We start from the raw sequence: 20,821 nt of genomic DNA on the forward strand, positions 1-20,821 counted from the left end.
CGTCGCCACCACCGCGTCCACCTGCCGGCCGGGTCAGCGCAGCTCTTCGCGCTCCCGCCGGATGGTCACCTTGCGGCCCTTGATGGTCGCGCCGCGCAGCGCCGTGATCACCTGCTGTGCCGAGCCCTCGGGCACCTCGACCAGCGAGAACCGGTCGGCGATCTCGATCGCGCCGATCTCGCGGCCGTTGAGCCGGGCCTCGCCGGCGATCGCGCCGACCAGGTCCTGCGGGCGGATGCCCGCGCTGCGGCCCGCGCCGACGAACAGCCGGGTCATGCCCGCGGTGGGCCGGCGCGGCTTGCGCTCCCGGCGCGGCTCGCCGGTGCCGGGGCGGCGGTCGCCGCGCGGGGCGACCTCGGGGATCTCCTCCTCGTCGGCCGCCGCGCCGCTCGCCTCGTGGGCCAGCTTGACCGCGGCGAGGGCGACCTCCATCACGTCGAACTCGTCGGCCAGCGTCTCCACCACGACCCGGAAGCCCTCCAGGTCGTCCTCCAGCAGGCTCTCGTGCAGCGCCGCGCGGGTCAGCTCCAACCGCCGGGCCCGCAGGTCGGCGATGGTGGGCACCTTCTCCATCTGGATCCGCTGCTTGGTGACCCGCTCGATGGTCTTGAGCATCCCGTGCTCGCGCGGCTCGGCCAGCGTGATGGCCACGCCCTCGCGGCCCGCCCGGCCGACCCGGCCGATCCGGTGCACGTAGGACTCCGGCGCGGAGGGCACGTTGTAGTTCACGACGTGCGTGAGCTGCTCGACGTCCAGGCCGCGGGCGGCGACGTCGGTGGCGACCAGCAGGTCCGCGGTGCCGTTGCGCAGCCGGGCCATGACCCGGTCGCGCTGCTCCTGGCTGATGCCGCCGTGCAGCGACTCGGCCCGGTAGCCGCGCCCGTTGAGCGTCTCGGTGAGCTGGTCGACCTCGTCGCGGGTGCGGCAGAACACGATCGCCGCCGTCGGGGCCTCGATGTCCAGCACGCGGCCCAGCGCCGCCGGCTTGTGGGCGCGCGGCACGACGTAGGCGCTCTGCCGCACGCGCGGGGCCTCGCCCGGCTCGGGCTGCTCGCGGCTGATGGTGATCCGCACCGGGTCGGTCAGGTGCTGGCGGGCCAGCCGGTCGATGCGTCCCGGCATGGTCGCCGAGAACAGCACCGTCTGCCGCTGCTCCGGGGCCTCGGCCAGGATGGCGTCGAGGTCCTCGGCGAAGCCCATGTCGAGCATCTCGTCGGCCTCGTCGAGGACGACGACCTCCAGGTGCTCCAGCTTGAGCGTGCCGCGGTTGAGGTGGTCGACCGCGCGGCCCGGCGTGGCCACGACGACGTCCACGCCCTGCTCCAGCACGCGCAGCTGCCGGCCGATGGGCTGGCCGCCGTAGATCGGCAGCACCCGCGCGCCGATCTCGCGGCCGTACCGGTGCACCGCCTCGGAGACCTGGACGGCCAGTTCCCGGGTGGGCACCAGGACCAGGGCCATCGGCGCACGCTCGGTGCGCCCGCCCTCGGCCATGCGCTCCAGCACGGGCAGGGCGAACGCGGCGGTCTTGCCGGTTCCGGTGGCGGCCTGACCGAGCAGGTCGCGGCCGTCGGTGAGCGGTGGGATGGCCTCTCGCTGGATGGGGGTGGGTTCTTCGTAGCCGAGTCCGGAGAGCGCCCGCAGCAGCTCGGGGCGGAGCCCGAGGTCGGCGAAGCTGGTCCTGTCGTCGTCGGGCGCGTCGGCGGTCATGGCGTCAAGTCTCGCTGATCGCTCCGCAACCGCTCGGCGAGGGGTACGCCAAAGCCCGTCCGCCGGCATCGTGATCCCGGTCACCGTGAACCGTTTCGGGGTGGTCGGAGTTTCCGCAGAAAGGCGGTCCGGCCGGGCCTGGGTTTTCCCGGCGGGGCGTTGCGGGGTTCCGCCGGCGGGGCCGGCGAATGTCCGGTGAACGGCCGGCGGCGGTCCGGGGTTAATGTCCCGGTAAAATCCGAAGGAATATCGGGTTCGGGCCGGCTGATCGACAACACCGTTCATTCGTGGCGGAGCGCCGTCGGACGTGGCCGGAACGAGTCGTTGCGGGCCCTCGAACATCCGGTTCAACTCTGGGGAACGGTCCGGTCGGGCGCTATGCCCGGCCTATACTTCCGCGCCTCGCGCGCGGGTGGGCGGATACCTCGCCGAGCCTGTCGAGACGGGATACCCAGCGTGACGTTCGGGTCGCCGAAGGCGTGCTCACCTGGCTGGCCCAGCGGGCACCCCACGATCGTCGCGGAGAGTCCCCGACCAGCCGGATCTCGCGCAAGACCGCCTGTATTCGCTATTGTGGAACCGCCTCGGCGCGGAAATCGGGAGCAGTCCGGCCGCGGCCGAACGGCGGTGGCTCTGCGTGTCGGTGACCGCCGTCCCGCCCAAGCGGGCCCCGTCCCGGACCGGCAGCCGGAGTCCCGTGCTGAGCCGTTCGGCCGCATACCGCGCGGGTACGTCCCGAGTGGTCCAAATGATATTTCCCCCCATCGGGCCGAGGTGGGCAACATGTCAACGCTTTAGCTGGGGGATTTTTGGGCTGACCGCCCCCGGCGGAGCGTGCTCCGCATCGTCCAGTGGCTGGGGGTCATGACCATGCAGGTGCAGATTCTCGGTGCTGTCGCGCTCGCACATGAGGATCGCCGGATGGGTGTCGCGGCCCGCCAGGTGCGCACCCTCCTGGCACTGCTGGCGCTTTCACCGGGATCGCCGGTCCCGTTCGACCAGCTGGTCGAGGAATTGTGGGCCGGTAAACAGATGGGAAACGCGCGCAACGCGCTACAGGCCAATGTGGTGCGGTTGCGGAAACTCCTGGAGCAGTTCACCGACCGGCCGGGCGACGAGCTGGTGCGCACGGTGAGCAGCGGCTACCTGCTCGACGTGCCCGCCGACGCGGTGGACGCGCACCTGTTCCGCGAACTCGCCGACAAGGGCTCCGACCGGGTGCACACCCGGCCGGACGAGGCGATCGAGCTGCTGGAGCGGGCGCTGCGGCTGTGGCGCGGACCGGCGCTGTTCGACGTCAGCGACGGGCTGAAGTTCCGGATCGAGGCCGCCCGGCTCGACGAGCGCCGGCTCAGCGCCCGCGAGGACCTCATCGCCGCCAAGCTCGCCAACGGGGAGGACCGCGGCGTGGTCTCCGAGCTCAAGCAGCTCGCCGCCGAGTACCCGGAGCGCGAGCGGTTCAGCGAGCAGCTCATGGTCGCGCTCTACCGCAACGGCCGGCAGACCGAGGCGCTGGACGTGTTCCACCACACCCGCCGCCGCCTGGCCAGCGAACTGGGGCTGGAGCCCGGCCGCGCGATGCGCCGGCTCTACCAGGCGATCCTCGTCCACGACCAGGTCTTGCTGTAGGAGGGGAAACGAAGTGCTGGAGTTCCGGATCCTGGGGCCGGTCGAAGTCCACCACGACGGCGCCGAGGTGCCGTTGGACGGGTCCAAGCCGCGCACCGTGCTGACGGCGCTGCTGCTCGCCGACAACGGCGCGGTGTCCGACGCGCAGATGAGCGACTTCCTGTGGGGGCAGCACCCGCCCGCGACCTACAACGCGCAGATCTACACCTACGTCTCGCGGCTGCGCAAGACGCTGCGCCGGGAGGTCGGCATCACCCGCCGCTCGCGCGGCTACGAATTGCGGCCCGCGGCCTGCTCGTTCGACCTGAGGGAATTCGAGGAACAGGCCGCGCAGGGCCAGGCCGCGCTCGCCGCGAACCGCTACGAGGACGCCGCCCGGCTGCTGCGCGGCGCATTGCGGCTGTGGCGCGGGCCCGCCCTCACCGGCGTTTCCGAGCACCTGTCCGACGCCGAGGCGCCCCGGCTGGAGGAGGCCCGGATCGCGGCGCTGGAGAGCCGCATCGAGGCCGACCTGGCGCTGGGCCGGCACGCCCCGCTGCTGCCCGAGCTGACCCGGCTGGTGCACCAGCACCCGCTCCAGGAGCGCTTCCGCGCCCAGCTCATGACCACCTTCTACCGCTGCGACCGGCAGGCCGACGCGCTCTCGCTCTACGAGGAGGGCCGCCGGATGCTGGCCGACGAGCTCGGTATCGACCCCGGCTCGCTGCTGCGCGAGGTGCACCTGGCGATCCTCACCGCCGACCCGGTGCTGCGGGGACCCCGGCGCATCGCCGTATAGGTCCCCGCATAGGCCGGATATAGCCGCCGAAAGCACGCTGGGAAACGAAGCGGAATCCCGTGTGCTTGGAGGCCCAAGGTGACCAGTTCGGTGAGCATCGACGCGGACGGCAAGGCGAAGATCAAGGAAATCGTGTCCGAGATCCTCGAGATCGACCCCGAGGAGATGACCGACACCAGCCTGTTCAAGGAGGACCACGACGCCGACTCGCTGGGCGCGATCGAGATCCTGTCCGCCCTGGAGCGCACGTTCAGCGTCGAGATCGACCAGGCCGAGCTGACCCGCATGGTCAACCTCGAAGGCGTCATCGCCGTCGTCGCCGAAGCCCAGGCCGCCAAGTAGGCCGCGGCGCGGGCGCTGGGAGGACACGATGCGCGACGGAGGGCGGCAGCCGCGCCGGGTGGTGGTCACGGGACTTGGCGTGGTCACCAGCATCGGCATCGGCGTCACCGAGTTCCTGGCCGGCCTGCGCGAGGGCCGCAGCGGCGTCAAGCCGATCACCTCGTTCGACACCACCGGCTTCAGCCACGCCAACGGCTGCGAGGTCGCCGACTTCGACCCGGCGGCGTGGCTGGAGCGGGTCGACCCGGACGAGCTGGGCCGGGCGAGCCAGTTCTCCGCCGCCGCGGCCCGGATGGCCGTCGCCGACGCGGCGATGAGCCTGGACGAGCTGCGCGGCAAGCGCGCCCTGGTGTCGGTCGGCACGACCGACGCCGAGTCCCGCGACCTGGACAACCTGATCGCCGACCAGCTCCGGGACGGCCCGGAGTCGCTGGACCCGGTGGTGGCCCGCCGGTCCACGGCCGGCCGGCTGTCCTCCAGCATCGTCCGCGAGCTGGAACTGGCCGACGTCGAGGCGGTCACCATCCCGACCGCGTGCGCGGCCGGCAACTACGCCATCGGCTACGGCTTCGACGCCATCCGCGAGGGCGAGGTCGAGGTGGCGCTGTGCGGCGGCGCGGACGCCGTGTGCCGCAAGACCTTCACCGGGTTCTACCGGCTGGGCACCATCGCGCCGGAGGTCTGCCAGCCGTTCGAGAAAAACCGCAAGGGCATCCTGACCGGCGAGGGCGCGGGCATCCTGGTGATGGAGTCGCTGGAGTCGGCACTGGCCCGCGGCGCGCGGATCTACGCCGAGGTGCTCGGCTACGGCCTCAACTGCGACGCCAACCACCCGGTGGCCCCGGACCGCGACTCGCTGGCCCGGTGCATCGAGCTCGCGCACCGCAACGCGGGCGTGAAGCCGGCGGACATCGACTTCATCTCCGCCCACGGCACCGGCACGAAGGCCAACGACGTCACCGAGTCCGGCGCGATCCGGCAGGTGTTCGACACGCCGCCGCCGGTGGTGTCGATCAAGTCGATGCTCGGCCACTCGATGGGCGCGGCGAGCGCGCTGGCGTCGGCGGCGTGCGCGCTGGCGATCCAGGAGGGCTTCATCCCGCCCACGATCAACCACCACGAGACCGACCCCGAGTGCGGCGTGGACTGCGTGCCGAACACGGCCCGGCCGGCGAACCTCGACGTGGTGCAGAACAACGCCCTGGCGTTCGCGGGCAACAACGCGGTGCTGATCCTGGGCCGGTACCGGGACGAGGGCTGACGGTGGACGGCAAGGCGCAGGCGCTGTTCCTTCACGGACTGGCGGGCAAGGCGGCGGTCTGGGACCCGATCGCCGCCGCGCTGCCCGACCGGTTCGCCACCACCAGGCCGGACCTGCCCTGGCACGGCATGGCCGACCCGGCGTGGGCGCACCTGCCCGACCCGGGCCGGTACCTGGTGGACGCGGTGTGGGACGGCCACGACGTCGTGGTGGCGCACTCGATGGCGGCCATGCTGCTGGTCGAGTGCTACGCCCAGGGCCGGGTCCGGCCGCGCCCGACCGTGCTGCTGTGCCCGTTCTACCGCCCGGACCCGGCCGACTTCGACTGGCCGACGATCTCCTACTACCTCAACGACTTCCACCGCACGTTCACCGAGGCCCTGCGGGTCGGCGAGACCGCCCGCTTCCCGGAGAGCCGCCGCGAGTGGCTGGCCCGGTCGCTGCGCGACCAGGTCGGCCCCTACGGCTGGACGCGGTGGTTCGAGACCTACCTGCGCACCCCGTTGCTCGACCTCGGCGCGATCGGCGCGCCGGTGCTGGTGGTGAGCGGCGTGGACGACGTCGCCGCCCGCCCCGAGGACGGCCGCGCGCTGGCCAAAGCGCTGCCCCGCGCCCGGTTCGAGCTGCTCGACGGGTGCGGCCACTTCCCGATGATCGAACAGCCCGACCGGCTCGCGGCCCTGGTCCGCGACTTCTTCGAGGAAAGCCTGGAGTTGACGTGACGACCACCTCCGTTTCGCTGCGCCCCCGCTACGAGGGCTCCAACATCTGCACCTGGATCGGCTTCAAGCACGTCAACTACATGGTCGAAGAGGCCGTGCTGGACCACCTGCGGCAGAGCGGGTTCCCGGCCGGGCAGCTCTACGAGCGCTTCGGCCTGTGCACCGACATCGTGGACCTGGACACCAAGATCCTCACCGCGTTCCACATCGACGACCTGGCGCAGGCCACCGTCTCCAGGGTCCGCCCCGAATCGGCCACCCAGGACGGGGGTCCGCTCAAGCTGCTGGTGGAGCTGACCGTCGAGCGCGACGACAAGACCGTGAAGGCGGTCAAGTCCAAGGTGTCCGTGTCGTTCCGGCTGGACCCGCACGGCTTCGACGCCGAGCCGGTCCCGGCCGCGCTCGCGCCGCACGTCGTGGAGCGGATCGCCGCCCCGGCCAAGACCACCGGTGCCACCGCGCCGATCCCGGTCGGCGACGCGGACCCGCTGGACCTGCTCACCGCCGGGCGCAACGCCTTCGCCTGGGCGTGGCGGATCCCGTACTTCTACTGCCACTTCACCGAGCGCGTGCAGATGTCGGGCTACCTCCGCCAGATGGAGGAGATCCTGGACCTGTTCGTCGAGGACCGGGGCGCATCCATCAAGACCCTGCTGGACGAGCAGAACTGGATCCCGGTGGTGCCGCACTCGCGGATCACCTTCACCGAAGAGGCGAACATGGAGGAGACGCTCTACACGGTGTTCACCGTGGAGGAGGTCTTCAAGAAGTTCACCTTCACCGCGCGGATGGACTGCTACGTGCTGCGCGACGGCGAGCTGGTGCAGACCGCCACCGGCAAGATCACCCACGGCTGGGCGGTGATCGAGAACCGCAAGGACTGGAGCCTGGTGAACTTCGACGACCGGCTCATCGGCGCGATCACCGGCAAGGCGGGGTCGCTGTCCGGCCGGGGCGTGTCGTGACCACCGCTCTGGAGTCCGGTGTGGACACCCTGGTCTTCTCGGCGTGGTCGGCGGTCTCGCCCTTCGGGGTGGGCTCGGCGGCGTTCGCCGAGGGCGTGCGGGCGGGCGCTTCGGCGCTCGCCCCGTCCGACGGCCCGTTCCCGACGGCCGCCCTGGTGCCCGACTTCAGCGCGCAGGAGGCGTTGGGGCGCAAGGGGACCCGCTCGATGGACCGGGTGACGGCGCTGGCCGTGAGCACGGTCGGCCGGCTGCTGGAGGAGTGCGGCCCCGACCTGCTGGCGCAGCCCGACCGGGTCGGCGTCGTGCTGGGCACCGGCTCGGGCAGCGTGCAGTCCATCATGGACTTCACCCGCGACGCGCTGACCGGCGACAAGCCCTACCACGTCGACCCCGCGCTGTTCCCGAACACGGTGATGAACCGGGCCGCCGGGCAGAGCGCGATCTGGCACAAGATCAAGGGCCCCAACACGACCATCGCGGGCGGCGCGCTCACCGGCCTGCTCGCGCTGAGCTACGCCACCCGGCTGCTGCGCGGCGGGCACTGCGACCGCGTGCTGGTCGGCGCGGCCGAGGAGTACTCGACGCAGCGCGCGTGGCTGGAGTGGCGCGGCAGCGAGGGTTCCGCCGCACCGCTGGGCGAGGGCGGCGCGGTGTTCCTGCTGGAGTCCGAGCACGCCGCCGCGGCCGCCGGCCGCCCGGTGCTGGCCCGACCGGTCGCCACCCGGTTCCGCGGCTTCTTCGAGCCCTCCGGCGCGGGTGCCGCGCTGACCACGTGCGTGCGCTCGGCGTTGGCGGAAGCCGGTGTGGCCGCCGATGACATCGCATTCGTCTCCACGGACGGCGCGCACGAGGACGCGGTCGTCGAGGCGCTGGGCCGCACGCCCGAGTGGGTCCGGTGCGCGCCGCTGGTCGGCGACACCTCCGCCGCCGCCGCCAGCTTCCAGCTCGCGGCCGCCGTCGCGACCGGTCGTTCCGGGCACGCCCTGGTGACCGGCGTCGAGTCCGACGGCACGGTCGGCTGCACGGTGCTGGAGCTGCCGTGAGCACGGCCGGCCCGGTGTCGCCCTCGGTGTCCACTTCGGCAGTGCACGTGGACCCGGCGGACCCCGTGTTCGCCGGGCACTACCCCGGCTTCCCGATCCTGCCGGGCCTCTTCGTGGTCGAGCACGTGCGCGCGGCCCTGCGCGAACAGGAGCCGGGGCTTCGGGTGACGGCGCTGGACCGGGCCAAGTTCCTGCGCCCGGTGTTCCCCGGCGACGACCTCGCCATCGAGACGACGCTGACGCGCGAGGAGGACCAGGTGCGCTGCGTGGCCAAGGTGTCCACGGCGGCGGGCCCGGTCGCCGAGTTCAAGCTCCGGCTGGGAGGTGCGGCGTGACCGGTGTGGACGCGATCCGGCGGATCATCCCGCACCGCCACCCGGTGCTGCTGGTGGACCGGGTGGTCGAGGTGGACCCCGGCCGGGGCATCGTCACGCTCAAGGCCGTGAGCGGGAGCGAGCCCTGCTACGCCGACGGGACCGAGGACGCCTACCCGGTCGGGCTGCTGCTGGAGTCGTGGGCGCAGTCCGCCGTGCTGCTGACCCGGTGGGAGAACCCCAACCCGGACGTGCTGGCCGACAAGGTGGAGCTGATCACCGGCATCCGCGACGTCGTGCTGCACGCCGAGGTGTTCCCCGGTGACGTGGTCGAGCACCACGTGCAGGTGGTCCGCGAGGTCGCGGACGCCGCGATCCTCGCCGGCCACAGCGTGGTCGCGGGCCGCAAGGTGCTGGAGATCGGTTCGTTCACGATGGCGCGGCGCGGCGTCGAGGTGCTGCGCCCGGAGGGAGTGGCATGAGGCGCGTCGCACTGGTCACCGGGGGCTCCCGGGGCATCGGGCACCGGGTGGTGACCCGGCTGGCCCAGGACGGGTACGACGTGGCGTTCTGCTACCAGGCCAACAAGGACGCCGCCGACGTGGTGGCCAAGGAGGCCGCCGAGGCCGGCGCCGCCGTGTTCGTCGCGCAGGTCGACGTGGCCGAGAAGCGCGAGGTCGACCGGTTCGTCAAGGACGCCGAGAAGGAACTCGGGCCGCTGCACGCCGTCGTGTCGTGCGCGGGCATCGTCCGGGACAACCCGTTGGTGCTGCTGAAGGAGGAGGACTGGCAGCGGGTGCTGCGGGTCAACCTCGACGGCACCTACCACCTGTGCAAGGCCGCCGCGTTCGCGATGATGAAGCGCAAGGCGGGCTCGCTGGTCACGCTGTCGTCGGTGGCGGGGGTCTACGGCAACGCCGCGCAGACCAACTACTCCGCGTCCAAGGCCGGGATCATCGGGTTCAGCAAGGCGCTGTCCAAGGAGGTCGGCAAGTACGGCATCCGGGTCAACGCGGTCGCGCCCGGCTTCATCGAGACCGACATGGTCGCGGGCCTGGGCGAGGACTTCGCGGCGAAGATGACCGCGCAGATCCCGCTGGGGCGCTTCGGGAAGCCCGAAGAGGTCGCCGACCTGGTGGCGTTCCTGGTGTCGGACCGGGCGTCCTACGTCACCGGCCAGGTGTTCGGCGTCGACGGCGGTCTGGTGATCTGAGATGAGCAAGCACCCGAAGTTCTACTTCTCGTTGCGCAGCCCGTACTCCTGGCTCGCGTTCCACGACCTGCTGCGCGACGCGCCCGACGTCGCCGACGCGATCGACTGGGCCCCGTTCTGGGAACCGGACGAGCGCAACGACCAGGCGCTGAAGGAACGCGGCGAGCAGTTCCCGTACGTGGCGATGTCGCGCGCCAAGCACCTCTACATCCTCCAGGACGTGGCCCGGCTCGCCGGCGCGCGCGGGCTGTCGGTGAAGTGGCCGGTCGACCGCGAACCGGTGTGGGAGGTGCCGCACCTGGGCTACCTGGTCGCGCTGCGGTCGGGGCTGGGCCGCGAGTACATCGCCGAGGTGTGCTCCGCGCGCTGGCAGCACGGTCGGGACATCTGCGACCGGGCGACCGTCGCGGACATCGCGGCCCGGCTGGGTCTGGACGCCGACGAGGTGTCGAACGCCGCCGACGACCCGGACCTGCGGGCGCGCGGCGTGGAACTGCTGATGGACGTCTGCCGGGACGGCGTGTTCGGCGTCCCGTTCTTCGTGCACCGGTTCACCCGCTTCTGGGGCGTCGACCGCCTGCCGGACTTCGTCGCCCACGTCCGGTCCAAGCTCGCCCCGGCCGGCGCCCTGCCCGAACCGGTCGCGCACGCCGCGTCGGCCGAAGCCGGCCACGAGGGCGGCTGCGGCTGACCCACCCCGCACCCCCGCGACCGGTCCCGACGCCGGTCGCGGGCGTGGGCGATCCGCCCTGGCCTTCGCCGCCGAGGGCGGACACCGGTAGTGCCGGCGGCTGCGCCTGACGCACGGGCGTTCGTGGTCGACCGGCGGGTCCGGTGTGGACGGGCGCGGTGCGGGTGGGTGAAACGGTTCACTACGCTGACCTCGATCACGAGGAGGCGACATGTCCGACCTGCGCTGGGGTGTGCTCGGTTCGACGGCGTCCATCAGCCGGCAGGTCGCCCCCGCGATCCACCGCGCGCCCGGCAACGCCGTCACGGCGGTCGCGGGGCGGCCCGGTCGGGTCGAGGCGTCGACGGTGTTCGCCGAGCCGTTCGGCGCGCGTGTCCACGACGGTTTCGACGCGCTGCTGGCCGACGAGGACGTGGACGTCGTCTACATCGCCCTGCCCAACACCGAGCACGTCCCGTGGACGTTGCGCGCGCTCGACGCCGGCAAGCACGTGCTGTGCGAGAAGCCGATGGCACTGTCCGCCGCGGACGTCGACCGGATCGCCGCCGCCGCGGGCGACCGCACGGTGATGGAGGCGTACATGTACCGCTTCCACCCGCAGCAGCGCCGCGTGGTCGAACTCCTCGCCGGCGGCGAGATCGGCGACCTGCGCGTGGTGCGCGCCGCGTTCGCGCACCCTATGCACCCCGGCGGCATCCAGTACGACCCGGCGTTGGGCGGCGGCGCGACCTGGGACGTCGGCTGCTACGGCTTCGACGTGGCGCTGTGGGCGTTCGACCGGACCCCGGACAGCGTCCGGGCCCGCTGGCACGCCGAGGGCGGCGCGGCGGTCGACACCACCGGCGTGGCCGTGCTGGACTTCGGCGCGGGCCGGTCGGCGCTGGTCGACTACAGCTTCGACTACGGCCCGCGCTCCCGCTACGAACTCCAGGGCACCCGCGGGTCGATCTCGGTACGCAACGCGTGGGCGTACTCCGACGAGGAGTGCGTGATCACGATCGCGACCCTCGACGGCACCCGCGAGGAGGTCCTGCCCGCCGCCGACCCGTACCAGCACCAGGCCGAGGCGTTCGGCGCGGCGGTGCGCACCGGGACCGCGCCGCTGGTGTCCCTGGCCGACTCGCGGCGCACCGCCCGGGTGGGCGAGGCGCTGGTCGAGTCGGCCAGGACGGGTGTCGACGTGCGGCTCAGCTGAGCGTCGCCGCGGCTTCCACGGGCGGGGTGCGCAGCACGTAGGCCGTGGACAGCAGGGTGGACAGCAGGGTCAGCCCGCTGACCGCGCCGACGATGGTCAGGTAGATCCCGATCGGCCCGCTCGGCCACCACGAGCCGTCCATGGCCAGCGCGAACGGGACCAGCGTCACCAGCGACACGATCCCGCCGAGCAGGATGCCGCCCAGCGACACCACCACCGCCTCGACGCCGACCATCCGCAGGATCTGCCCGTGGGTGGCCCCGATCAGCCGTTGCAGCGCGAACTCCCGCCGCCGCTCGCCGGTCGCGATCACCAGCGTGTTGACCAGCGAGATCACCGTGTACGCCAGGATCATCCCGACCAGCAGGTAGTTCACCCACGCGCCGGTCTGCTCGCCGCCGCCCCCGCTGCCGCCGGCGGACGCCTCGGACGGGTCCTGCACGCGCAGGTTCGGGTACTTGTCGGTCAACGAGGTCAGCGCGTCCGTGCCGCCCTTGACCAGCACCCAGCTGATCTGGCCGCCCTTGGCGTGCTTGAGCACCAGGTCGACCGGCATCAGCGCGGACTCGTACGGCCCGTCGTGCACCGCGACCAGCTTGACCTGCACGAACTGGCCGTCGCTGAGTCGCATCTTCACGGTGTCGCCGACGGCGGCGCCCAGCTCGTCGGCCCACTTCCCGGGCAGCACCACCGCGTCGCCGCGCAGGTCGGCGACCGACCCGGCGGTGACCGTGACGGCCAGCGTCTGCTCCACCGCACCCGGCGTCACGCCCAGCACGGTGATCTCGTCGTCGTCGTCGCCGTGGTCGGCGAAGTACCCCTCGGTGTCCACCAGCGCGGACGCCGCCTCCACGCCGGGCAGCGCGGACGCCTCGGCGACCACCTCGGCGGGCAGCGAACCCGACGAGCTGCCGAGCACCGCGTCGGCCCGCAGGTTCTCGGCGAACCCGCCGCCACCGCCGCCCGCCTGCGTGGTCTGGAGGTAGATCAGCGCGGTCGCCAGGCCGGTGGCGAGCATGACCGGCGTGATCGCGCCCGCCACCCGGACCCGGCGCGCGCCCGCGTTGAGCACCGCCAGGTACCCGGCGAGCCCGCCCAGCGCGCGGACCGGCCAGCGCAGCAGGGCGATGATCACCGTGGCCGCGGCGGGGGAGAGCAGCGCGATGCCCGAGGCCCACAGCATCGCCGTGGGACCGGCCGTGGACGCCGCCACCGGACCGGACATGACCAGCGCGGTGATCACGCTCAGGGCGACCCCGCCGCCCAGGCAGACCAGCGCGAACACCAGTCTGGGCACGGAGAACCACCGGCTTTGCAGACTCGCTTCCATCAGTGCCTCGGTGGGTTTGGTGACCGCGGCGCCCCGGCCCGCGACGAACGCGGCGACCAGCGCGCTGAGCATCGAGATGGCCGCGCCCGCGGCGATGGGCACCCAGCCCTGCCGGAACGCGAGCTGGGTCGGTGCGACGCCGGCCCCGCCGAGCTGGGTCAGCAGCCACCGCCCGAGGTACCCGCTCAGCGGCCACCCGAGCAGCGTGGCGAGCACCGCGACGACCGCCGTCTCGCCCAGCACCAGCCGGCGCAGCTGCCCCGGCGTCGAACCGATCGCCCGCAGCAGCGCCATCTCCCGGTGCCGCTGCTGGACCGAGAGCCCGAGCGTGCCCGCCACGACGAACATCGCGACCATGATCGCCAGCCCGCCGAACACGGCGGCCAGCGTGATCACGCCCTCGCCGCCGCCCCGCGCGTCCGGGAACTCGGCCAGGCCGCGCTCGTCGCCCGCCAGGACCACCGCGCCCCGACCGCCGATCGCGCCGGCCAGCTCGTCGCGCACGGTGTCGGCCGACGCGCCGGGTTCGAGCAGCACGCCGAACAGGTCGACCTTGCCGGGCTTGGCGTAGAGCCGGCGGCCCTCGTCGTCGGAGAAGTAGGCGGCGGGCGCGTCGACCGGCCCGGACAGCAGCCCGACGACCACGAAGTCCCGGTTCTTGCCGGCGATGCCGAGGGTGATCTCCCGGCCGACCGCCGCGCCGGACTTCGCGTCCAGCACGACCTCGCCGGTCCTCTCCGGACCCCGGCCGGTGTCCACCCGGTACGGCGTGAGCTCCAGCGCCGACCACAGGTGCCCGGTCGCGTCGCCGCCGGGCAGCGCGACCGGGATCGACACGTCCGGCACGACCTTGGCCACGCCCGGCACGTCGACCGCGGCCGCCAGCGACTCGGCCACCGGCGGGCGCTCCAGGTAGGACGGATCGCCGGACACCAGCAACGGCGCGTTGGCCAGGCGTTGCGGCGCCACGGCGTTGCGGATGCCGGACTCCATGAGCCCGCCGCAGGCCATCACGATCGCGGCCCCGAGGAACAGGGCGATGAAGGACGCCGCGAAGCCGCCGATGCGGAAGCGGAGCGTGCGCAGTGCCAGGCCCAGCATCAGCGCAGCCCACCTGTCAGGTCGGCCGCGGGCACGTCGGCCCAGGCGCCCAGCTGGGTCATCCGCTCGCTCACCGCGTGCGCGGTCGGCGAGGTGAGCTCGCCGGCGATCTGGCCGTCGGCGAGGAACACCACCCGGTCGGCGTGGGCGGCGGCCACCGGGTCGTGCGTCACGATGACAACGGACTGGCCGACCTCGCGCACCGCCTGCCGCAGCAGCGCGAGGACCTCCAGCGCGGTCCGGGTGTCCAGCGAGCCGGTCGGCTCGTCGCCGAAGATGACGGCGGGGCGGGTGATCAGCGCGCGGGCGATGGCCACCCGCTGCTGCTGGCCGCCGGACAGCTCGCCCGGCCGGTGACCCTTCCGGTCGGACAGTCCCACCCGGGCGATGACGTCGTCCACTTCGGTCCGCTTGGCCCGCCGGCCCGCCAGGCGCAGCGGGAGCTGGATGTTCTCCACGACGGTGAGCGCGGGGAGCAGGTTGAAGGACTGGAAGACGAAGCCGATCCGCTCGCGGCGCAGCTCGGTGAGCTCGCGCTCGCTCAGGCCGGTGATGTCCTGGCCGTCGAGGACGACGGTGCCCGACGTCGGGCGGTCCAGGCCCGCGGCGCAGTGCAGGGCGGTGCTCTTGCCGGAACCCGAGGGACCCATCACGGCGGTGAAGGTACCGCGTGCGATACCGAGGGTGACTCCGTCAAGCGCGACCACGCCGTTGCGCTCATTGCCGTAAACCTTGCGGACCGAATGCAAGCGCACCACGTCGTCCGAGTCTTGATTCGGAGACATTTTCACGTTCTAGCTCCCCACGTGACCAATCGGGTGAGTACCCGCGCGGGAGACCATACGTTCGGGTTCCGCAGCGCGGCACTGGTGCAGACCCCCCGATCCGCCATCCGGGGGCCGGCGGAAGTCGCTGCACCGCAACGGTCCGGCCACCGGCGCTGCCGACGATCGAGTAGGTGGTGCGGGGCATCCTAGCCACCGTTTCCATAATTCCGGCGGTGCTCCGGCGAAGAATGGGCAACCGCGGAAACGCCGCGCGCGTCCGACGAGGTGGGGTACGTTGTAACGGCCGCCCGGCACCGCCGAGAGGGTTTGGTGAATACCGCCCGAACGGCCGAACAACGCTCCGCGCGTGAACCCCGAGAACCGACGCGAAGGGGTTGGACAACCATGCACCTGGAGATTCGGCACGCGCGGGTGGTCATGACGCTCGCCGAGGCCGGCAGCATCTCGAAGGCCGCGGCCAAGCTGTCGTTGCCGCAGCCGAGTCTCACCGCCCAGCTCCGGCGGATCGAGAAGGCGGTCGGCGGCGACCTGTTCGTCCGGTCCGCCTTCGGCATCACGCCGACCCCGCTGGGCGAGCGGTTGATCCCGATGCTCGCCGACCTGGCGACCCGTGCCGACGCGGTGGTGGCCGAGGCGTCCTCGCTGTCGTCCGGCATCCTGCGCATCGGCAACGCCGAGTGGACGCCGGTCACGTTGCGCCGCGCCCTCCAGTCGTCGCTGCCGTCGGTCGAGGTGCAGACGGTCACGCTGGACCCGGCGCTCGGCGTGGACGCGGTGAGCCGGGGCGAGCTGACCGCGGCGCTGGTGCCCAGCCCGGAAGCCGTGGACGGCGTGCGCGACCTCGACCCGTCGCTGGCCAAGGAGATCATCGTCCGCGAACCGATCTGGCTGGCGCTGCCGCGCGACCACGCGCTCGCGCGCCGGACTACGGTGAGCCGAAGGCACATGGTCTCGTTGAGCTGGGTGCAGCACGTGCCGGGGCACTGGTTCCACCCCGTCGAGGAGCACCTGTTCCGCAAGCTCGACCACCCGACGCCCGAGGTCCTGCACTACGCGGGCGGTCACGCCGAGGCGATGAGCTGGGTCCGCGACGCGGGCGCGGCGGCCCTGGCCACCCCGACCGGCTCGACGGCGGACGTCAGCCTGGTCGCGATGACCGAGCCGCTGCGCAGCCGGCTGCTGCTGGTGTGGCGGCCGGGCTCGATCCACCCGAACACGTTGCGCCAGCTCATCGACGCCCTGCGCCGGTACTACTGCGACTACGCCCGGACCATCCCGCGCTACTGGAACTGGATGACCGAGCGCCCCACCGACTTCCCGGAACTGGCCAACTTCCTGCCCCGCCCGAGCCGCTGGTGGCCCCGCGACTCCGGCCCCGAACCCCCCACCGGCACCACCCCGCGCAGCGCCGCCACCTGACGGCCCGCGCCCTCGCCGCATCGCGAGTCATATCGCCACTCGTGTCGCGAGCCGCGCTGTGAGCTGCGGCGCGAGTCGTACCGCGAGTCGTACCGCGAGTTGTGCTGCGATCCGCGTCGCGATCCGCGCTGTGAGTCGTTTCGCGAGTCGTTTCGCGAACCGTCCCGCCCGACGGTGGGGTGTCGGTCGCCCCGGCTGCCTGCCGGGAGTCGTGTCGCGATACGTATCGCCGGCGGGGTCGCGAGCCATGTCGCCGGCGGGGTCGCGAGTCGTTTGGCCGGCGGTTGCGCGAGGCGTGCGGCCGAAGCTGGGGGAGCGCGTTCGGCACGTGTTGTGGCAGGGTGGGTTCTATCTTCTTTCTATAGCGAAACCACCGGTCAGCGCCCTGTCAGCCCGGTGTCAGCGACCCTCGCGAACCTTGTCCCGCAACCGGAGGAGAAGGCCCTAGCGAGGAGGTCGCACATGACGGCGTTGGTGGCGGTGTCGAGTCACCTGCCGGAGACGGTGGCCGTCGCGGAGCTGCAGGAGCCGCTGGGGCTGGACGACCAGCAGGTGCGTCGGTTCACCCGGCTCTACGGCCTCGACCGGATCTGCAAGTCCCCGCTGTCGGAGGCGGAGCTGCTGGTCGCCGCCGCCGAGAAGCTCGACGGGCTGCGCGGCCAGGAGGACCGCGTCAAGTACGTCATCCGGGCCAAGGGGATGCGGACCACCGCGCCCTACCCGGTCAGCCCGGTGCACCAGGTCCGCGAGACGCTCGGCCTGCGGCACGCCCAGACGCTTTCGGTGGCCGACCACGGCTGCGCCACCGGGCTGCTGGCGATGGACGTCGCCGGCACGCTGCTCGCCGCCGACGGCGACCCGGACGCGCTGGCCCTGATCCTGGCCGGCGACAAGACGTTCACCCCGTTCACCCAGTGGGTGCAGGACACCTCGATCATGGGCGAGGGGATGGCCGCCATCCTGGTCGCGCCGGACGGCGACCGCGACACCGTGCGCGGCTACGCCAGCCGGATCCACGGCCGCACCGACGGCGTCATCGACCTCACCCCGGAGATCGCCAAGCACGCCCGCAAGATCTACCAGGACGCGCTCGCCGAAGTGGTCGGCGCGGCGGCCGAGGAAGCGGGCATCGGCATTCCGGACATCGACCTGGTGCTGCCGCACAACGTCAACCGCGTGTCGTGGACCGTGGCCGCGAAGAACCTCGGCCTGCCCAACGACAAGTTCTTCCTGGACAACCTGTCGGCCACCGGCCACTGCTTCTGCGCCGACCCGTTCATCAACTACCAGACGGTGACCGAACTGGGTCTGCTCAAGCCCGGCGACAAGTACCTGATGACCGCCGCCGGCCTCGGCCAGACGTTCGCCGCGATGGTCCTGGAGCACTGACAATGGACGATTTCACCCGCAGGCTCAAGACCGCGCTGCTCGGCATCACCGACGGCTCGCTGGCCTTCCTGGGCAATTTCGAGGTCGAGGAGCGCTGGGCGCTCGGCGAGCACACGCTGCCCCGCATCTCCGCGGCCGGCGGCGCGGCCGTGGTCAACCACATGGACGAGTTCGCGCTGCTCCTCGCGTCCGGCGACGACCACGTCGTGCTCAAGGCCGCGCCGGACCCGGACTTCCTGGCCTACCTGCGCGGCCTGGGCATCGACCTGCCGACCGTGCACGTGGTCGCGGACTCCGACCCGCGCCGCACGGTCACCGCCGACGCGCTCGCCGACCCGGCGCTGGTCGCCCGGCTGCGCGAGCTGGCCGCCCAGGGCGTCCGGCTCACCGCGCACGGGGTGTCCGACGTGGAGGAGTCGCTCGCCCGGGCCTCCGGGATGGCCCTGGCCGCGCCGGACTCGGTGACCTGCAAGGCGGTCAACAGCAAGGTCTACAGCCGCCGCGCCGCCGACGAGCTCGGCCTGCGCCAGCCCGCCGGCTGGGCGTGCGAGACGGTGGACGAGCTGCGCGCGGCCTTCGACGGCGCGCGCGAACTCGTCGCCGCCGGCCACAAGGTGGTCGTGAAGGAGGCGTTCGGCGTCTCCGGCAAGGGCATCGCGGTGCTGGAGAGCGACCGCCGGATGGACCGCCTGCTCGGCCTGATCGCCAAGGCGGTCGACAAGTCCGGGCAGCCCCGGGTGGCGTTCGTGGTCGAGGACTGGGTGGCCAAGCGCGCCGACCTCAACTACCAGTTCACCGTCGGCCGCGACGGCGACGTGCGGTTCGACTTCGTCAAGGAGCTGCACACCGAAGGCGGTGTCCACAAAGGACACCGGATGCCGGCGCGGCTGTCCCCGGCGCAGGTCGCCGAGCTCACCGACACCGCCCACCGGCTGGGCAAGAAGCTCGCCGCGGACGGCTACTTCGGCGTGGTCGGCGTGGACGCGATGGTCGACCCCGACGACGGGCTGTACCCGGTCGTGGAGATCAACGCGCGCAACAACATGTCCACCTACCAGACCCGCGTCCAGGACCGGTTCGTCGGCGCGGGGCAGATCGCGCTCGCCCGGCACTACCCGGTGCGGCTGACCGGGCGGCTGGCCTTCGCCGAGGTCCGCGCGCTGCTGGCCGGCCTGCTGCTGGAGCACGCCGGCGGCACCGGCCTGCTGGTCAACAACTTCGCCACGGTGAACGCCGGCCACCGCGCCGCCGCGACGTTCGACGGCAGGCTCTACGGCCTGCTCGTCGGCACGTCGGACGAGCAGATCGCGGCCGTGGACGACGAGATCACCTCCCGATTGGAGGCACGGCCGTGACGGCTGAGTTCGAGGTCCAGGGCATCGGCATCACCGAGATCGCCGAGCGGTACGGCACCCCGCTGTACCTGTACGACGGCGACGAGCTGGCGTCCCGCGTGGACGACCTGAAAGCCCTGCTGCACCCGCGGCTGGAGTTCTTCTTCTCGATGAAGTCGAACCCGAACATCGGTGTGCTCTCCGTGCTGCACTCGCGCGGCGCACGCGCCGAGGTGTCGTCGATGGTCGAGCTGGTCACGGCGCTGCGCGCGGGCGTGGAGCCGGCCGACATCATCTTCCTCGGTCCGGGCAAGAGCGAGGAAGAGCTCAACGCCTGCCTCGACCACGGGATCTACGCCATCGTCTGCGAGTCGCTGGGCGAGCTGGAGCTCATCGACCGGCTCGCCGCCGAACGGGGCGTGCGCGCGTCGGTGGCGCTTCGGGTGAACCCGAGCTTCTCGGTCAAGGGCTCCGGCCTGACCATGGGCGGCAAGCCGCGCCAGTTCGGCATGGACGAGCAGCAGCTGTTCGCCACCGAGGGCCTGGTGGCCCGCCACCCGAACGTCCGGTTCCTGGGCGTGCAGGTGTACATGGGCACCCGGATCCTGTCCGAGGAGGCCGTGGCCGAGAACACCGAGCGGATCTTCGAGCTGGCCGACCGGCTGGCCGCGCACCTGGGCATCCCGCTGGAGCTGGTGGACATCGGCGGCGGCCTGGGCGTGGCGTACTTCGACGGCGAGCGCGACCTCGACCTGGAGCTGCTGGCCGCGCGGGTCAACCCGATCCTGGCGGAGTTCGCCGACCGGCACCCGGGCACCCGGCTGGTGATGGAGCTCGGCCGGTTCCTGACCGCGACCTGCGGCACGTACGTCGTGCGCGTCCGGTACGTGAAGGAGTCCATGGGGGAGCGGTTCGCCGTCGCCGACGGCGGCACCAACCACCACATGGCGGCCGTGGGCATCGGGTCGTTCGTGAAGCGGAACTTCCCGATGCGCGTGCTCAACCGGCTGGACGAGCCCGCGTCGGAGAGCTGGCACGTCACCGGCCCGCTGTGCACGCCCAACGACACGCTCGGCAAGAAGATCCAGCTCCCGCCGGTCCGGCCCGGTGACCTGGTCGGCGTCGAGCGGTCCGGGGCCTACGGGCCGACCGCGTCCCCGGTGCTGTTCCTCAGCCACGGCTACCCGGCGGAGGTGCTCGTCCACGGCGGCCGGGCCCACCTCGTGCGCTCGCGCGACGAGACCGAGGACCTGTTGCGCCACCAGCACCTCCCTGAACTCGCCGCCACCGCCGCCACCGCCATCACCGAAGGAAGCGCATCATGAGCGAAACCACGGCCGTCGCCTCCCGCGAGCGGATCGTCGAGGCGATCACCTCCGTCCTGGCCCAGGTGCTGGACTACGAGCTGCCGGAGCTCAGCGAGCAGTCGCGGCTGTTCGACGAGCTGGGGCTGGACTCGACCGGCGTCTTCGAGCTGCTGATGCAGCTGGAGGAGGCGCTGGAGGTGGAGTTCGACACCGACAACCTGGAGATGGCGCACTTCGAGACGGTCCGCTCGCTGGCCGACTTCGTCGCGGCGGAGATGGACCGCTAGGCC

At 72.2% G+C, this 20,821-nt stretch carries 20 protein-coding genes; 17 read left to right on the forward strand and 3 right to left on the reverse strand.

Going from position 1 to position 20,821, the window contains the following annotated elements; translation table 11 throughout:
• Positions 1-33 precede the first annotated feature (33 nt).
• Positions 34-1,710, reverse strand: coding sequence for a DEAD/DEAH box helicase (locus BN6_RS15665; protein WP_041312883.1), 1,677 nt, complete (start codon positions 1,708-1,710; stop codon positions 34-36).
• A 921-nt stretch (positions 1,711-2,631) separates the two neighbouring features.
• Between BN6_RS15665 and BN6_RS15670 the strand changes: the two genes are divergently transcribed.
• The 12 genes from BN6_RS15670 to BN6_RS15725 all read left to right on the forward strand — a co-directional run bounded on the left by BN6_RS15670 (position 2,632) and on the right by BN6_RS15725 (position 11,863).
• On the forward strand, positions 2,632-3,339 hold the full coding sequence (locus tag BN6_RS15670) for an AfsR/SARP family transcriptional regulator (protein WP_041312885.1): 708 nt from the start codon (positions 2,632-2,634) through the stop codon (positions 3,337-3,339).
• A 13-nt stretch (positions 3,340-3,352) separates the two neighbouring features.
• Positions 3,353-4,117 carry an AfsR/SARP family transcriptional regulator gene (locus tag BN6_RS15675; protein WP_015100638.1) on the forward strand — a complete coding sequence of 255 codons (765 nt, stop codon included), beginning with the start codon at positions 3,353-3,355 and terminating at the stop codon, positions 4,115-4,117.
• Positions 4,118-4,195: 78 nt separating this feature from the next.
• A complete protein-coding gene (locus BN6_RS15680) occupies positions 4,196-4,459 on the forward strand; it encodes an acyl carrier protein (protein ID WP_015100639.1) in 264 nt (87 codons plus the stop codon).
• A gap of 28 nt (positions 4,460-4,487) precedes the next feature.
• A complete protein-coding gene (locus BN6_RS15685; protein ID WP_015100640.1) occupies positions 4,488-5,720 on the forward strand; it encodes a beta-ketoacyl-[acyl-carrier-protein] synthase family protein in 1,233 nt (410 codons plus the stop codon).
• A gap of 2 nt (positions 5,721-5,722) precedes the next feature.
• The gene (locus tag BN6_RS15690) at positions 5,723-6,442 is read left to right on the forward strand and encodes an alpha/beta fold hydrolase (RefSeq protein ID WP_015100641.1); all 720 of its coding nucleotides are present in this window, start codon (positions 5,723-5,725) and stop codon (positions 6,440-6,442) included.
• Complete coding sequence (locus BN6_RS15695) at positions 6,439-7,407, forward strand: acyl-CoA thioesterase family protein (RefSeq protein WP_015100642.1); 969 nt, start codon at positions 6,439-6,441, stop codon at positions 7,405-7,407. The genes BN6_RS15690 and BN6_RS15695 overlap by 4 nt, the downstream gene beginning before the upstream one ends.
• Positions 7,404-8,450, forward strand: coding sequence for a beta-ketoacyl synthase N-terminal-like domain-containing protein (locus tag BN6_RS15700; RefSeq protein ID WP_015100643.1), 1,047 nt, complete (start codon positions 7,404-7,406; stop codon positions 8,448-8,450). The genes BN6_RS15695 and BN6_RS15700 overlap by 4 nt, the downstream gene beginning before the upstream one ends.
• Complete coding sequence (locus BN6_RS15705; protein WP_015100644.1) at positions 8,447-8,785, forward strand: MaoC/PaaZ C-terminal domain-containing protein; 339 nt, start codon at positions 8,447-8,449, stop codon at positions 8,783-8,785. Before BN6_RS15700 ends, BN6_RS15705 begins: the two co-directional genes overlap by 4 nt.
• Positions 8,782-9,246 (forward strand): 3-hydroxyacyl-ACP dehydratase FabZ family protein, encoded by a 465-nt coding sequence (locus BN6_RS15710; RefSeq protein ID WP_015100645.1) that lies wholly within the window; start codon positions 8,782-8,784, stop codon positions 9,244-9,246. The genes BN6_RS15705 and BN6_RS15710 overlap by 4 nt, the downstream gene beginning before the upstream one ends.
• Positions 9,243-9,977 (forward strand): 3-oxoacyl-[acyl-carrier-protein] reductase, encoded by a 735-nt coding sequence (gene fabG / locus BN6_RS15715; RefSeq protein WP_015100646.1) that lies wholly within the window; start codon positions 9,243-9,245, stop codon positions 9,975-9,977. Before BN6_RS15710 ends, fabG begins: the two co-directional genes overlap by 4 nt.
• Position 9,978: 1 nt before the next feature.
• Complete coding sequence (locus BN6_RS15720; protein WP_015100647.1) at positions 9,979-10,668, forward strand: 2-hydroxychromene-2-carboxylate isomerase; 690 nt, start codon at positions 9,979-9,981, stop codon at positions 10,666-10,668.
• A gap of 211 nt (positions 10,669-10,879) precedes the next feature.
• The gene (locus tag BN6_RS15725) at positions 10,880-11,863 is read left to right on the forward strand and encodes a Gfo/Idh/MocA family protein (protein ID WP_041312887.1); all 984 of its coding nucleotides are present in this window, start codon (positions 10,880-10,882) and stop codon (positions 11,861-11,863) included.
• On the opposite strand, the gene BN6_RS15730 is transcribed toward BN6_RS15725, so the two are convergent.
• Positions 11,856-14,294 (reverse strand): ABC transporter permease, encoded by a 2,439-nt coding sequence (locus tag BN6_RS15730; RefSeq protein WP_015100649.1) that lies wholly within the window; start codon positions 14,292-14,294, stop codon positions 11,856-11,858. The genes BN6_RS15725 and BN6_RS15730 overlap by 8 nt on opposite strands.
• Positions 14,294-15,079 (reverse strand): ABC transporter ATP-binding protein, encoded by a 786-nt coding sequence (locus BN6_RS15735; protein WP_041312889.1) that lies wholly within the window; start codon positions 15,077-15,079, stop codon positions 14,294-14,296. Before BN6_RS15735 ends, BN6_RS15730 begins: the two co-directional genes overlap by 1 nt.
• Positions 15,080-15,466: 387 nt before the next feature.
• Between BN6_RS15735 and BN6_RS15740 the strand changes: the two genes are divergently transcribed.
• The 5 genes from BN6_RS15740 (at position 15,467) to BN6_RS15760 (ending at position 20,818) form a co-directional block, all read left to right on the forward strand.
• Positions 15,467-16,501, forward strand: a complete 1,035-nt coding sequence (locus BN6_RS15740; RefSeq protein ID WP_015100651.1) for a LysR family transcriptional regulator — start codon at positions 15,467-15,469, stop codon at positions 16,499-16,501.
• A 462-nt stretch (positions 16,502-16,963) separates the two neighbouring features.
• Positions 16,964-17,890: a 3-oxoacyl-[acyl-carrier-protein] synthase III C-terminal domain-containing protein gene (locus BN6_RS15745; protein WP_015100652.1), complete on the forward strand. Its 927-nt coding sequence runs from the start codon at positions 16,964-16,966 to the stop codon at positions 17,888-17,890.
• A gap of 2 nt (positions 17,891-17,892) precedes the next feature.
• Complete coding sequence (locus BN6_RS15750) at positions 17,893-19,245, forward strand: preATP grasp domain-containing protein (protein ID WP_015100653.1); 1,353 nt, start codon at positions 17,893-17,895, stop codon at positions 19,243-19,245.
• Positions 19,242-20,549 (forward strand): type III PLP-dependent enzyme, encoded by a 1,308-nt coding sequence (locus BN6_RS15755; protein WP_015100654.1) that lies wholly within the window; start codon positions 19,242-19,244, stop codon positions 20,547-20,549. Before BN6_RS15750 ends, BN6_RS15755 begins: the two co-directional genes overlap by 4 nt.
• The gene (locus BN6_RS15760; RefSeq protein ID WP_015100655.1) at positions 20,546-20,818 is read left to right on the forward strand and encodes an acyl carrier protein; all 273 of its coding nucleotides are present in this window, start codon (positions 20,546-20,548) and stop codon (positions 20,816-20,818) included. Before BN6_RS15755 ends, BN6_RS15760 begins: the two co-directional genes overlap by 4 nt.
• Positions 20,819-20,821 lie beyond the last annotated feature (3 nt).

Source organism: Saccharothrix espanaensis DSM 44229 (assembly GCF_000328705.1).
Lineage (GTDB): Bacteria > Actinomycetota > Actinomycetes > Mycobacteriales > Pseudonocardiaceae > Actinosynnema > Actinosynnema espanaense.